At 73.1% G+C, this 12,579-nt stretch carries 14 protein-coding genes; 8 read left to right on the top strand and 6 right to left on the bottom strand.

The window, feature by feature from the left end; translation table 11 throughout:
- Positions 1-280: 280 nt before the first annotated feature.
- Complete coding sequence (locus QJS33_RS30040; protein ID WP_306371454.1) at positions 281-733, bottom strand: SRPBCC family protein; 453 nt, start codon at positions 731-733, stop codon at positions 281-283.
- A gap of 63 nt (positions 734-796) precedes the next feature.
- Between QJS33_RS30040 and QJS33_RS30035 the strand changes: the two genes are divergently transcribed.
- Positions 797-1,324: a MarR family winged helix-turn-helix transcriptional regulator gene (locus QJS33_RS30035; RefSeq protein ID WP_306371453.1), complete on the top strand. Its 528-nt coding sequence runs from the start codon at positions 797-799 to the stop codon at positions 1,322-1,324.
- 3 nt (positions 1,325-1,327) lie between these two features.
- Here QJS33_RS30035 and QJS33_RS30030 read toward each other — a convergent pair whose 3' ends face one another.
- Positions 1,328-1,795: a nitroreductase/quinone reductase family protein gene (locus QJS33_RS30030; protein ID WP_306371452.1), complete on the bottom strand. Its 468-nt coding sequence runs from the start codon at positions 1,793-1,795 to the stop codon at positions 1,328-1,330.
- A 124-nt stretch (positions 1,796-1,919) separates the two neighbouring features.
- Between QJS33_RS30030 and QJS33_RS30025 the strand changes: the two genes are divergently transcribed.
- Positions 1,920-2,333, top strand: a complete 414-nt coding sequence (locus QJS33_RS30025; protein WP_306371451.1) for a hypothetical protein — start codon at positions 1,920-1,922, stop codon at positions 2,331-2,333.
- A gap of 7 nt (positions 2,334-2,340) precedes the next feature.
- Here QJS33_RS30025 and QJS33_RS30020 read toward each other — a convergent pair whose 3' ends face one another.
- A complete protein-coding gene (locus QJS33_RS30020; protein WP_306371450.1) occupies positions 2,341-3,825 on the bottom strand; it encodes an MFS transporter in 1,485 nt (494 codons plus the stop codon).
- A 103-nt stretch (positions 3,826-3,928) separates the two neighbouring features.
- On the opposite strand from QJS33_RS30020, the gene QJS33_RS30015 reads away from it, so the two are divergent.
- Positions 3,929-4,879: a helix-turn-helix transcriptional regulator gene (locus QJS33_RS30015; RefSeq protein ID WP_306371449.1), complete on the top strand. Its 951-nt coding sequence runs from the start codon at positions 3,929-3,931 to the stop codon at positions 4,877-4,879.
- Positions 4,880-5,048: 169 nt separating this feature from the next.
- Entirely contained in the window at positions 5,049-5,381 is a 333-nt protein-coding gene (locus QJS33_RS30010) for a hypothetical protein (RefSeq protein WP_306371448.1), read from the top strand.
- On the opposite strand, the gene QJS33_RS30005 is transcribed toward QJS33_RS30010, so the two are convergent.
- Positions 5,318-6,400, bottom strand: coding sequence for a hypothetical protein (locus QJS33_RS30005; protein ID WP_306371447.1), 1,083 nt, complete (start codon positions 6,398-6,400; stop codon positions 5,318-5,320). The two genes, QJS33_RS30010 and QJS33_RS30005, sit on opposite strands and share 64 nt — an antisense overlap.
- A gap of 114 nt (positions 6,401-6,514) precedes the next feature.
- Between QJS33_RS30005 and QJS33_RS30000 the strand changes: the two genes are divergently transcribed.
- The 3 genes from QJS33_RS30000 to QJS33_RS29990 all read left to right on the top strand — a co-directional run bounded on the left by QJS33_RS30000 (position 6,515) and on the right by QJS33_RS29990 (position 9,455).
- Positions 6,515-6,868 (top strand): helix-turn-helix transcriptional regulator, encoded by a 354-nt coding sequence (locus QJS33_RS30000; RefSeq protein WP_306371446.1) that lies wholly within the window; start codon positions 6,515-6,517, stop codon positions 6,866-6,868.
- Positions 6,865-7,338 carry an SRPBCC family protein gene (locus tag QJS33_RS29995; RefSeq protein WP_306371445.1) on the top strand — a complete coding sequence of 158 codons (474 nt, stop codon included), beginning with the start codon at positions 6,865-6,867 and terminating at the stop codon, positions 7,336-7,338. Before QJS33_RS30000 ends, QJS33_RS29995 begins: the two co-directional genes overlap by 4 nt.
- 65 nt (positions 7,339-7,403) lie before the next feature.
- Entirely contained in the window at positions 7,404-9,455 is a 2,052-nt protein-coding gene (locus tag QJS33_RS29990; protein WP_306371444.1) for an ATP-dependent DNA helicase, read from the top strand.
- 235 nt (positions 9,456-9,690) lie between these two features.
- On the opposite strand, the gene QJS33_RS29985 is transcribed toward QJS33_RS29990, so the two are convergent.
- Both QJS33_RS29985 and QJS33_RS29980 read right to left on the bottom strand, forming a co-directional pair.
- Complete coding sequence (locus QJS33_RS29985; protein ID WP_306371443.1) at positions 9,691-10,215, bottom strand: DUF6315 family protein; 525 nt, start codon at positions 10,213-10,215, stop codon at positions 9,691-9,693.
- Positions 10,216-10,493: 278 nt separating this feature from the next.
- Complete coding sequence (locus QJS33_RS29980; protein WP_306371442.1) at positions 10,494-10,838, bottom strand: hypothetical protein; 345 nt, start codon at positions 10,836-10,838, stop codon at positions 10,494-10,496.
- Positions 10,839-11,015: 177 nt separating this feature from the next.
- Between QJS33_RS29980 and QJS33_RS29975 the strand changes: the two genes are divergently transcribed.
- Complete coding sequence (locus QJS33_RS29975; RefSeq protein ID WP_306371441.1) at positions 11,016-12,539, top strand: hypothetical protein; 1,524 nt, start codon at positions 11,016-11,018, stop codon at positions 12,537-12,539.
- Positions 12,540-12,579 lie beyond the last annotated feature (40 nt).

The raw sequence follows: 12,579 nt of genomic DNA, 5'->3' as shown, positions 1-12,579 counted from the left end.
AGATCCCCGAACCCCCGGGGTGGGCCCCCTGTGGCGGAGGTCGCGTGCGTCGTTGAGGTCGGCGGGTGGATCTTTTGCATCGTGATGCGGGCTGCGCCCGCTGACGGCCTCGCGCGTTGGACGCCCTGGTCGGGTCGCCTGTCGTGTTTGTTGGGGGAGACCCCCCGAACCCCCGGGGTGGGCCCCCTGTGGCGGAGGTCGCGTGCGTCGTTGAGGTCGGCGGGTGGATCTTTTGCATCGTGATGCGGGCTGCGCCGGTTGGAAACCCTTCCATGGGGGACTATGGGCGGTCCTTCCAGGACTGTTCGAGGAGGTGCTTGGCCCGCTGTAGGTCTCCCAGTTCGGTGCGTCTGATCACGATGGTGAGCAAGGGGGTCAGGAGGCGGTCGCTTCCGGTGAGCGTGACTCGCTTGACGACGTCCACCCGGCACGAGTCCGCGCCGGTGGTGGTCACCGAGCGGCTGCCTTCGGCGATCGCGCCCCGGGTGACCCGCCAGGTGAACCCCCCGTCGCGCACGTCCGAGACCTCGACCAGGCTTTCCACGGTTCTGCCCAGCACACGGAGGGTCTCCTCCACCCGGGCGCCGTCCCGCACCGGGCCCGGCGGGTCCTGGGCCATCCTCTCCAAGCCCGACCGCCACAGCGGATCGTTGTCGTAGACGCGGAGGAAGTCCCAGACGAAGGCCGCGGGGGCGTGTACGGCGATCGAGGAGCGTGCGGTGATGGGTTTCATGCGGGACACCTTCCCATTTTTGTTAACTGGTTGAATGTATACCAGTTTCATTAGGATGGTCGCATGGCAGACGACTTCGAACCCCGCCCCGACTTCGCCGACATCGCGGTCGCCCACTGGCGGCGTGAACGGCCGGACCTGGACTTCACCGCAATGGCCACGCTGGCGCGCTTCGCCCGCCTCTACATCGTCGGCAACCGGCGCGTGGAGGAGGTCCTCGCCGCCCACGGCCTGGACCGCGGGGAGTTCGACGTCCTGGCCAGCCTGCGCCGCACGGGCTCCCCGAGCGAACTGTCGCTCACTCAGCTCGCGGACGTCCTCCTCATCACCCGTGCGGGGATGACCAAGCGCGTCGACCGCCTTGAGGCGCGTGGCCTGGTTTTCAGGGGCGCCGCTCCGGGAGACCGGCGCAGTCTCCGCATCGGCCTCACCCCCGAAGGCCGTGCGCTCGTCGACGCCGCCGTCACCGACCACACGGCGAACGAGAACCGCCTCCTGTCACTGCTCGGTGAGGACGAGATGCGCGCGTTCGACGCGGTCCTGCGGAAACTGCTGGCGGCCCTGGACGAGCGCGCGTCGGAACCGACGTGAGGATCAGGGGCGGGGCTCCAGGACGACGACGGCGGTGGGGCGGGAGCGCAGGGCGGCGTAGTCGTCCAGGTTCCCCTCCAGGCCCCGCCACAGGTCCCAGAGGCGGGTGCGTTCGCTTCCCGTCGCCTCGCGGGCGCGGACCGGACGCGGGGGTTCCCCGGGCAGTTCGACGGTCGCGTCGGGGTGCGCGCGGAGGTTGAGCCACCAGGCGGGTTCGCCCTCGGCCCAGCCGTTCATGGCGATCCCGCTGAGGTTCGGCCCGTCCTCCAGGTAGGCGATGATCACGCTGCGTTCGCGGCCGGTGCGCCGCCCGGTGGTGGTCAGGCGCAGCGCGCCCCAGCGGGTGCCCCTGGGCCGCCAGGTGCCGACCCGGCCCCCGGTGACCCGGTACAGCGCGCGGTGGACGGCCCAGGCCGTCCGCACGAACCATCGCGGGGGGATCTTCGCCGGCTGTTCGGTGAGCTCGGGCATGACAGGGTCCCTTCGTGGCTTCGTCCCTGTTCAGCGTAGGCAGGGCCGGGTCCGGGACGCCATCGGCCGAAAGGCGGGCCCGGACCTCCTCCCCGGGGAGGAGGTCCGGGCGTACGGTGGCCGTGTGCAACGGACGAAGACGAACGTCGACCAGTACCTGAGCCGCCTGGGCGACCCGGTGATGACCGCGATGGACGCCATCATCACCGGGGCGCTCCCCGGGCGCAGCCGCACCCTGTGGACCGGTGTGTTCTGGGGCGGCACCGAGCAGGAGATCATCGGATACGCCGACATCGTGCAGTCCCGGCCGCGCGGGCCCGCGGTCGAGTGGTTCGCGGTCGGCCTGGCCCGGCAGAAGAACCACTACAGCCTCTACGTCAACGCCGTCGAGGACGGCCGGTACCTCTCCAAGGCGTACGCCGAGCGGCTCGGCCGGGTGAAGGCGGGCGCGGCCGCGATCACCTTCAAGGACGCCGACGCGTTCGACCGGGCGGTCCTGGTGGAGATGCTCCGGCACGTCGACCGGCTGACCCCCTGACCGCGGTTCAGCGGGAGGCCGGTTCGGGCGCCTCGCCGACCGCTTCGCGGGGGAGCCGGCGCACGGCCAGCACGGCCAGGCCCAGGGCCAGCAGCCCGCCCACGGCGACGGTGACGTGCAGGCCCGTCACGAACGCCTCCCGGGCCTGGTCCGCCGCGGCGGCCGTCAACCCCGGAGTCCGGAGCGCCTCATCCAGGGTGCCCGCCGTGTTCGGCCCCAGCAGCCGGAACACGAACGCCGCCAGCGACCCCAGCAGGGCGATCCCGAGCGCGTGTCCGATCTCGTTCCCGGTCTCGGCCATGGCCGCCGCGGCGCCCGCCCGTTCCTTGGGAACCGCCGACACCGCGATGTCGGCCACCAGGCTGAACGAGATGCCGTATCCCACGCCCGCGGTCATCGTCGCCGCGACGTACGGCACGAGCCCGCCGTCCACGGCCAGCGTCAGCAGCAGGAGCAGCCCGGTGCCCATGCTCGCGTGCGCCAGGACCAGGGCCGACCGGGCTCCGATCCGCCGGACCAGCAGCGGTGTTCCGACGGAGCTCAGGGTCAGCACCGCCGCCCCCGGCAGGGCGAACAGTGCCGCCGTCAGCACCGGCAGCCCCAGCACCGACTGGAGGTACACCCCGGTGAGGTAGATCGACGCCGCCCACACCACCAGCGTCGACACGCTGGTGATGATCGCGAGGGTGAACACCCGGTCGCGGAACAGGTCCAGGTCCACCAGGGGGTGGTCCAGGGTGCGCTGGCGCCGCACGAACCACACCAGCAGCGCCGCCCCCACGATCCCGGCCGCCACCACGGCGGTCGAGAACCCGTGCGCCGCGAGCCCCTTGACCGAGTACACCGCCGACAGCAGCCCGCCCGCCGACAGCGCCACGCTCGCCGCGTCCACCCGCCCGGGCCGACCCGCCCGCACCTCGCGCAGCACCTGCGGGGCCAGGAGCAGGAAGGCCACCACGACCGGCGCGTTGATCAGGAACACCGACCCCCACTCGAACCGGCTGAGCAGCATTCCGCCCACCACCGGCCCGATGGCGAACCCGGCCGCGAACGTCGCCGCGAACACCCCGATCGCCTGCGCCCGCCGCCGAGGATCGGTGAACAGCTCGCCGATCACCGCCAGCGAGGACGGCAGCAGCGTCGCCCCGCCCAGCCCCATGAGCACCCGGAACCCGATGAGGGCCTCCGGTGCGGGGGACAGCGCCGCCCCCACCGAGCCGACGCCGAACACCGCGGCCCCGATCATCAGCAGCCGCAGCCGCCCGTACCGGTCGCCCAGGTTGCCGAACGCGATGAGCAGCGAGCCCACCACGAAACTGTAGGAGTCCAGGATCCACAGGGCCTGGTCCGCCCCCGGCTCCAGGTCGGCGATCACCCGCGGCATCGCCAGGTACAGCACCGAGGCGTCCATCGCCACCAGCAGCACCGGACCCAGCACGACCAGCAGGCCGAACCAGGTCCGTGCGGTCGTTCGTTCTCGATTCGTGTCCATGGCCGCAACAGTGCCGCCGCCCCGCCACCGCGGCCAGACACCTGCCGTGGGTACACCTCACAGGTGCAGGCGGGCCGGTCCACCCCGAGCCTACGATCGGGTCATGTCATCGGACAGCCTCGGGGCCTTCCTCAAGACCAGGCGGGACCGCGTCACCCCTGACGACGTGGGCCTGCGCACCTACGGCACCGCCCGGCGCGTCCCGGGCCTGCGCAGGGAGGAACTGGCCCAGCTGGCCGGGGTCAGCGCCGGTTACTACACCCGCCTCGAACAGGACCAGGCGGGCACCGCCTCGGCCCAGGTCCTGGACGCTCTCGCCCGGGTCCTGCTGCTGGACGCCGACGAGACCGCCCACCTGCACAACCTCGCCCGCCGCCCCGCCGCCCCCCGGATGGTCCGCCCGCGGCCCGAGCGCCCGCACGCCCGGGTGCTCACCCTGCTGCGGTCGCTGGGCGAGAGCGTTCCGGCGATCGTGTGGGGCCGCCGCGGCGACGTGCTGGCGTGGAACCGCACCGGGCACGCCCTGTTCGCCGAACACGTCGACTTCACCGCCCCCGACGAGCCGTCCCTGCGCCCCACCAACGCGCGGCTGTTCTTCCTGGACCCGCACACCCGGGGCCTGTACCGCAACCGGGAGGAACTGGCCCGTGCCCATGTCGCCTACCTGCGTCTGGCCAGCGGCCGGTACCCCACCGACGGGCGGTTGGCGGAGCTCGTCGGCGAGCTGATGATGCACAGCCCCGAGTTCGCGTCCCTGTGGGCGCGGGTCGAGGTCGCGGACTGCACGACGGGGCCGATGAACCTGAGCCATCCGGTGCTGGGCGACGTGGACGTGGACTACCAGGTGTGGATCCAGCCGGACAGCCCCGACCACCGGCTGGAGATCTACACCCCGCAGAACGCCGCCTCCGCCGACGCGCTGCGCCTGCTGGGAGGGACCGTCCTCGCGGGCGGGGCGCCCTCGGGGACGGCACGGGTCGGTCCCGCGGGTCCGGCCGACGGGTGTTCTGGAACGCTGTCGCCTTCCCTCCCCGCGGGGTCTCCACCGGCGTGAAGGACACCACCGGCCGGCGGTCCCCGGTGAACTCCGCCCCTCCGGGGTGACGCCGCCGACCCGCGGCGCGGACCCGTCGGCCCTCGTCGTCCGGGAACCGCGCAGGGGCCCGGCGAACAGGCCGCGGTGCACCTCGGCGATCTCCCGGCGCCCCCGCAGCAGGTGACCGTTGAAGACGACGCGGGCGGCGTCCTCGGTGCGGCCGGCCGCCGACCCGGGCCCGCGGCCGGCCGCCGGAGCCGCCGCCGTCGCGGGGTACCCGGGCGGGGGCGACCGGTTCGACGAGGCGGTGTCCGACCGGGCGGCCGCCTACGCGGACGTGTGCCCGGAGGACTACGAGAACCTGCGGGCCGCGGTGCGCTCCGGCCGCCTGCCCGCCGACACCGGACCCGAGGGCCAGAGCGTGCTCCGCGGATCATTCCGGGTCGCGGCCCGGCCTCACCCGTCGAACCGGTTCCACCGCACGGGCAGGTCCCGCAGCGGCGCCAGCGCGCTCCGGTGAGAGGCGCCCGCCCACACCTGGAAGCGTCCTTCCCGCCGGCCGGGAGAGACGGATGCGACCGCTCCGGGGGCGACGTGGAACAGCTGAGGGGAGAAAGGCGCCAGGAACGGACGCAGGGGGACCGGGCGCAGCGCCGCGACGACCTCGGCGGCCTCCTCCGCCGAGGCGTCGGGGGCCAGGGCCAGGTGGTCGGCGCAGACCGCGGCCTCATGGAGTGCGAACTGCAACAGGAACCCGCTGAGCGGTTCCTCCTCGGGCACCGCCTCCCCGTCCTCGCCGACGAACCAGACGGCCGGGTCGTCCCCGAATCCGTCCTGCGTCCGCCGCAGCTCCCAGGAGAACACTCCCTGGTTCTCCGTGCCGAGGGTGTACGGCTCGTCGGAGCCGGCGTCCGGCTCCTGCGGTGGCCGGAGGAAGTTCTGTCCGCCGAGGAGTTCCGGTCGGCGCGCGGCCAGCCGGTGGAACCGGGCCAGAGGTTCGGGCGCCCCCGGGTGTTCCGGTCCCCCCGAGGGCCCGGAGGCCGGATACCACCCGGCGGCGAACTCCTCCAGCGCCCGCATCGGATCGTCCGCCACCCTCTCCAGCCAGCCGAGCCCGGGCAGTGCCACGGTTTCGACGGGACGCACCAGGTCCAGAAGCCCGTGTTCCAACGGAGCGCACGGCTCGATCACGAACTCGGTGAGCCGATGCGGGCCCTCACCGGGGAGGACGGCCGTCCCCGAGCGGATGTGCCGTCCCTCGCCGAGGTGGAGGTACCCCTCCGCTAGGCGGACCGCCACGTGCAGGGGGCGGTCGTCCCCCCGCGGATACCACTCGCCGAGCGCTCCGGCCAGCGGCACATCCCCGACGAGCCGTACCTCCTCCGCGTTCCAGACGCAGCTGCGGTCGGTCCCGCCCCCCGCGTCCACCACGGCCAGGACGCCGCGTTCGCCCAGGAGCAGCTCCGCCCGGCGGAACGCCGCGCGCTCCACGACCTCGCCGGTCAGGGCGGCCACGCCCGCAGAGTCGATCACCGTCATCCGGACCCCTTTCGAGACTTCTCCGGGAGAAGACCGTACCGGTCCTTGTGTTCTGTCGGTGGCTTGAGCCATAATCAACACATCAGTTGATTAACCGGAAGGTTGAATAAGCGGATGGCGGACGACCCGTTGAGTCTCACCTTCGCCGCACTGGCCGACCCCACGCGGCGGGCCCTGCTCGCCCGGTTGGCCGAGGGCGAGGCGACCGTCAACGAACTCGCGGAGCCGTTCCCCATCAGCCTCCAGGCGATCTCCCGACACCTGAAGGTCCTCGAACGCGCCGGGCTCATCACCCGGGGCAGGGAGGCCCAGTGGCGCCCCTGCCGACTGGAGGCCGAGCCGCTGCGCGAGGTCTCCGACTGGCTCGGCCGCTACCGCGGCCGGTGGGAGGACCGCTTCGGGAGGCTGGACGCCGAGATCAGCAGGATCAGGGAACAGGCCGAGAAGGACCAGGGAGAAGAACAATGAGCGACCTTGAGATCATCGCCGAGCCCGGTCGGCAGGACATCGTCGTCAAGCGGAGCTTCGACGCGCCCCGCGACGTGGTGTTCCGGGCCATGACCGAACCCGAGCACCTGGCCGCCTGGTGGGGCCTGGCCACCTCCGAGACCGTCATCGACCACGCCGACCCGCGCACCGGCGGCAGCTGGCGGTTCGTCGAGAAGGCCGGGGGCGAGGAGTACGCCTTCCGCGGCGTCTACCACGAGGTGACCGCCCCCGAGCGGGTCGTGCAGACCTTCGAGTTCGAGGGGATGCCCGGCCACGTGGCCATGGAGACCATGACCCTGGAGGAGAGCGGGGACGGCCGCACCCTCTACACCAACGTCTCCGTCTACCAGAGCGTCGAGGACCGCGACGGCATGGTCGCCTCCGGCATGGAGACCGGCCTGAGCCAGTCCCTGGACGCCCTGGACGGGCTGCTCCGCAAGCTCGCGTGACCCGTGGCGGACCGGGGCCTGTGGACAGGGCCCGGTCCGTCCCCGGTGGCCGGTACTGTCGATCCGTGGCAGATCTCCCCGACGTCCCGACCCTGCTCGACACCGCCGTGGCCGCCCTGGGCGGCAGCCGGCGCGACGGCCAGTCCGCCATGGCGGCCGCCGTGGCCGACTCCGTCGACAGACGCGAGCACCTCGTCGTCCAGGCGGGCACCGGTACCGGCAAGTCCCTGGCCTACCTCGTCCCGGCCATCCGGCACGCGATGGAGAAGGACACCTCCGTCGTGGTCTCCACGGCCACCATCGCCCTACAGAACCAGCTCATCGAGCGCGACCTGCCACGGCTGGCCGAGGCGCTCAGGCCCCGGCTGCGCCGCGAGCCCACTTTCGCGGTCCTCAAGGGCCGCCGCAACTACCTGTGCCGCAACCGCCTGCACACGGCGGCCGACGACTCCGACGAGGCCGAGCTGTTCGACCCCCGCCAGCTGTCCTCCCTGGGCAAGCAGGTGGCCCGCCTGCACGAGTGGGCGGAGGAGACCACCACCGGCGACCGCGACGAGCTGGTCCCGGGCGTCACCGACCTGGCCTGGCGGCAGGTCTCGGTGGCCGCCAACGAGTGCATGGGCGCCCGCATCTGCCCCTTCGGGCAGGAGTGCTTCGCCGAGTTCGCCCGGGAGGAGGCCAAGGGCGTCGACGTGGTGGTCACCAACCACGCGATGCTGTCCATCGACATGACCCAGGGCAACCACATCCTGCCCGAGCACGACACGATCATGATCGACGAGGCCCACGAGCTGGTCGACCGGGCCACCTCCGTGGCCACCGGCACCCTGGCCGAGCGCACCGTCACCATCGCGGCCAAACGCGCCGGCCGCCTCATCGAGCCGATGGTCGCCGAGCGGCTGACCGAGGCGGGCGAGGGTCTGGCGCTGATGTTCGCCGACGCGCCCGAGGGGCGCATCGACCACATCGACGAGGGCCTGGCCGGGGCGGTCACGGTCGTCCGCGACGCCGCCGCGGCGTGTGTCACCGCCATCGGCCCCTCTCCCGGCGAGCAGGAGGCCGAGGCCGCCAGCGAACGCCGCCTGGCGCTGGCCGCCCTCACCGAGGTCCACGACACCGCGGTGCGCGTCCTGGAGTCCTTCGAACCCGCGCTGCGCGACCGCACCGACGTCGTGTGGCTCACCAAGGCCCCGGGCCGCCGCCCCGTGCTGAGCGTCGCCCCGCTGGCCGTGGGCGGGCTGCTGCGCGAGAAGCTCTTCGGCGACCGCACCGTGGTCCTCACCTCCGCCACCCTCACCCTGGGCGGCTCCTTCTCCTCGCTGGCCCGCCAGTGGGGACTGGGCCGGGAGGTCGGCCTGGAGGAGGCGGAGGCCGGGCAGGCCGCGCCCGCAGAGGGGGGCGGCGAGGACGGTCCGCACCGCGCGGCGGGCGAGCCCCGGTGGCGGGCGCTGGACGTCGGCTCCCCGTTCGACCACGCCCGCAGCGGCATCCTCTACGTCGCCGCCCACCTGCCCCCGCCCGGCCGGGACGGGCTCTCACCGGCCTACCTGGACGAGATCACCGAGCTCATCGAGGCCGCCGACGGCCGCACCCTGGGCCTGTTCTCCTCGATGCGCGCCGCCCAGCAGGCCGCCGAGGAACTGCGCGAGCGCCTGGACCACCCGCTGCTGTGCCAGGGGGAGGACTCCACCGGCCAGCTGGTCCGCCGGTTCTCCGAGGACGAGAGCGCCTGCCTGTTCGGCACCCTGTCGCTGTGGCAGGGGGTGGACGTACCGGGGCCGTCGCTGTCGCTGGTGATCGTGGACCGCATCCCGTTCCCGCGGCCGGACGACCCGCTGGCCTCGGCCCGCCAGCGCGCCGTGGCCGCCCACGGCGGCAACGGCTTCCTGTCGGTGGCGGCCACCCACGCCGCCCTGCTGCTGGCCCAGGGCACGGGGCGCCTGCTGCGCTCCACCGACGACCGGGGCGTCATCGCGGTCCTGGACCCGCGGCTGGCCACCGCCCGCTACGGCGGGTTCCTGCGCGCCTCGCTGCCGCCGTACTGGGGTACCACCGACCCGCAGGTGGCCCGGTCGGCGCTGCGCCGGCTCTCGGGCCGCGCGACTCCGGCGGCCTGACCCGTGTTCTCTTGAACCTCCGCTTCGCTTTGGTCCGTGCTCGGCGCCCCCTGGGGGCGGGAACCTTCGGCCCTGCGTCGACATCCTCGTTCCTCGGATGTCTTCTCCGGGCCTCCAGAACCCCACCGGCGCCTCGCGAACCCCCCAGTGGCACAGGAGGGCATTCAAGAACAGCCAGTGGTGAACACGGCGACGGCCGGGCGCTCTCGGGGCGCCCGGCCGTCGCACGTCCGTGTCAGCCGCGGGTGCGGTATCCGAAGAGCCGGACCGCGTACCCGGGGGAGTCGTCCTCGGCCTCCTGGATGAACCAGCGGTCGTCGTGCTCCCCCACCAGGAGCTCGTTCCACATCATGTCGATGAGTTTGAGCCGGGAGACCACCGACGCCTCGGGGTCCAGCACGATCGAGTACGCGCGGTCGGTCAGCCGCTGCGTCACCATGCCCACGGACTGTCCGTCCCAGATGGCGGGGACGGGGGCGTGGCCGACATCGACCCCGCACAGCCGCAGCTGCTCGACCTCTTCGTCCAGGGCCTCGGCGGCCAGTGCGCCGTCCAGGCGCAGGGCGTCCTCCAGCTCGTCGCGGTCCTCGTCGGCACGCAGGTAGGCGTGGTAGGTGCGGCGGTTGCAGGTGCGGCACTTGCGCCAGACGACGCACCGGGCCAGTCCGTAGGCGGACTGGGCCTCGCCGACACTCTGGTAGTCGCTCACCTCGCGAATCGTGCCGCATTCGCAGCACAGGGCCGTGAGATCCTGCTTCATCAGAGTCCCCCCTCCCAGGTGAGTATGCGACGGATGCGGGTCGTTAGGGAACCCGTTCGGCGAGGAAGTCGCGGCAAGGACTCGTCATCAATGCCCAAAATGACCCGGTGACGGGTTTCGCGTGGGCAGATCCCGGTTCTCGGCGTGTCCGTTCTCACCTTGTTCGTCCGGACGTGTCCCTGTCCGTGGGGGAGGGGGAACAGCGTCGAGCGCGCACAGAAGGTGATCTACATCTCATGGATCCGGTCGGCGGCGAGGGAGATCGGGACGCGCCGGGATCAGTCCAGGGACCGACCGTTCTTGTTGCGGGCGCTCCAGTCCCGCATCCGCTGCGGGTAGCCCATGATCTGCACGTCGTACACCGGGATGCCCCGCTTGGACGCCACCTTGCGGATGACCGCGGGGGAACCGCAGCGGCGCCGGATCCACTCGCCGTCGGTGGCGACCGCCACCGCCGTGGTCTGGGTCGCGAAGGTCTCCGGCTCGACGAAGAGCTCCACCCCCACCTTGCTCTCCGCGAACTCGATCAGGGCCTTGATGTCACCGTCCTCGGTGGCGCGGTCGAACCGGGCCTTGCCGGAGCGGTTGGCCTTGCGCAAACCGAAGCGGTCTCGCCATCCCATCGGTGTCCTTGTCCCCTAACGGAGGTAGTGCGGTCGGGTGACCCCGAGTCTATCGATGCGACATTCACGATCCGAGGCCTCGACCGTCTGTCCTGCACCGGTTTCACGCGTTTTCCGGACAGGCCCGCACACCGGCTGCTACGTTCTGCTTTCACGGCACTACAGGGGGAGACAATGATGCCGATGTGGACGTGGGCGGGGGACACCGCACGCCGACTCGCCAACGCAGGACAGGCCGAGCTGGCCGAGGCCGTCGTCGGCCTACCCGAGCTGGCGGAGGCGGGTGACGCCGTCCAAGTGGAGGCGGTCGCCCGCTCCGCACTGCGCACCGCCCGCCGCCTGGTGGCCGAGGCGGGCGCCGAGAACGCCGAGGTGCCCGGGGTGTTCGGCCCCGCCACCCTCTTCTTCCTGGCCCACTGGCCGCTGGCGGTCCGGGTCGCGGCCCTGGCCGAGGGCGGCCGGGCGCTGCCCCGCGCGGTGGCCGCCGCCGAGGACGCGCCGGGCCCGCACACCCACGGGCCGCTGCCGGTCTCCGCGCTGGAGACCCTGGTCCGCTGCCACGCCAACGTCGACGCCGCGGGCACCACGGGCCTGCGCCGCGAACTGCTGTCCTCGCGCAACCTCGCCGGATGGGAGCGCACCCCCGCCTGGCCCGCCTTCACCCTGGCCCGGGTGCACCTGCTCATCGACGAGGACGACCCGGAGCGCGCCGAGGCCGAGCTGCGCCGCTACGAGCACACCGCCACCGGCCCCGCCCTGCTCGGCGCCGACGGCATCTTCACCCTGGTCCGCGCCCTGCGCCGCCGCGACGCGCACACCCAGGCGCTGGAGGTGCTGGACCGGATGGAGGCCGAACTCGCGCTGGAGCCGAACAACCCGCGCAGGCCCGCGCTGCGCCGCCGCATCCGGTTCGAGCGCGCCCGGCTGCTGTCCTGGGTGGCCCGCCTGGGCCAGTGCCCGGCCCGCGACGCCGTGGCACCGCTGCCCACCGTGGAGGAGGCCGAGGCCCACCCGTTCCTGCGCCCGGCCTGGGTGGAGGCGGTGGAGAACCTGGTCTGCCAGGGCATCGTCCGCAACGACTGGCGGCTGGGCGTGCGCGTCACCACCTGGTCCCGCTACTTCGAACGCGTGGGTGCGCCCCGGCGCGGCGCCGAACTCGCACTGGCCGCGGCCCGCCTGGCCGTGGGGCGGGGCGCCCTGTGGGTGGCGGGCTGTTCCGCCCGCCGCGCCGAGCGCCTCATGGGCGACCTCGCCAACACCGGGGAGATCCGCGGCGACCTCGCCGAGGTACACGCCATGATCGCCGCGATGCCGGCCATCCGGCCGCTGGCCCCGCCCGACCGCATCCTGGACTTCCTGCGCGCCCAGCCCGCCGAAGAGGTCGACCCGGAGGACCAGGCCGAGCAGGTCAACGCGGCGCTGGAGCACCGGCCCCACGACACCCTGCTGCTCACCGCGCTGGGCCAGGTCGGCCGTACCCTGATGCTCTCCGACGCCGCCACCGAGCCCCAGTGGCGCCATGTCCGCGAACGGCCCGGCGACCAGCGCGCCGCGCTGTCCCTGCTGGAGACCCTGCTGCACGACAACGACACCGCGGGCGTGCGCGACCTGGTCCGCACCCTGGCCGCCGGCGCCCTGCCCGCGCCCGCCGGCGACGTCCTGGCCCTCGACCGCACCGCCGAACTCGCCCCGCACAGCTGACCGGCCGCCGCGGACCCCGCCCCGTCCGCGGCCGGCCCGA

The sequence above is a fragment of the Nocardiopsis sp. CC223A genome (assembly GCF_030766825.1).
GTDB lineage: Bacteria > Actinomycetota > Actinomycetes > Streptosporangiales > Streptosporangiaceae > Nocardiopsis.
The sequence above is the reverse complement of the archived record's forward strand: the minus strand, read 5'-3'. Positions and strand labels throughout refer to the sequence as shown.

Bases quoted from the DNA above. Each gene is read 5' to 3' on its own strand.
- QJS33_RS30040 (WP_306371454.1), bottom strand. From the start codon at position 733: ATGAAACCCATCACCGCACGCTCCTCGATCGCCGTACACGCCCCCGCG.
- QJS33_RS30035 (WP_306371453.1), top strand. From the start codon at position 797: ATGGCAGACGACTTCGAACCCCGCCCCGACTTCGCCGACATCGCGGTC.
- QJS33_RS30030 (WP_306371452.1), bottom strand. From the start codon at position 1,795: ATGCCCGAGCTCACCGAACAGCCGGCGAAGATCCCCCCGCGATGGTTC.
- QJS33_RS30020 (WP_306371450.1), bottom strand. From the start codon at position 3,825: ATGGACACGAATCGAGAACGAACGACCGCACGGACCTGGTTCGGCCTG.
- QJS33_RS30015 (WP_306371449.1), top strand. From the start codon at position 3,929: ATGTCATCGGACAGCCTCGGGGCCTTCCTCAAGACCAGGCGGGACCGC.
- QJS33_RS30005 (WP_306371447.1), bottom strand. From the start codon at position 6,400: ATGACGGTGATCGACTCTGCGGGCGTGGCCGCCCTGACCGGCGAGGTC.
- QJS33_RS30000 (WP_306371446.1), top strand. From the start codon at position 6,515: ATGGCGGACGACCCGTTGAGTCTCACCTTCGCCGCACTGGCCGACCCC.
- QJS33_RS29995 (WP_306371445.1), top strand. From the start codon at position 6,865: ATGAGCGACCTTGAGATCATCGCCGAGCCCGGTCGGCAGGACATCGTC.
- QJS33_RS29985 (WP_306371443.1), bottom strand. From the start codon at position 10,215: ATGAAGCAGGATCTCACGGCCCTGTGCTGCGAATGCGGCACGATTCGC.
- QJS33_RS29980 (WP_306371442.1), bottom strand. From the start codon at position 10,838: ATGGGATGGCGAGACCGCTTCGGTTTGCGCAAGGCCAACCGCTCCGGC.
- QJS33_RS29975 (WP_306371441.1), top strand. From the start codon at position 11,016: ATGCCGATGTGGACGTGGGCGGGGGACACCGCACGCCGACTCGCCAAC.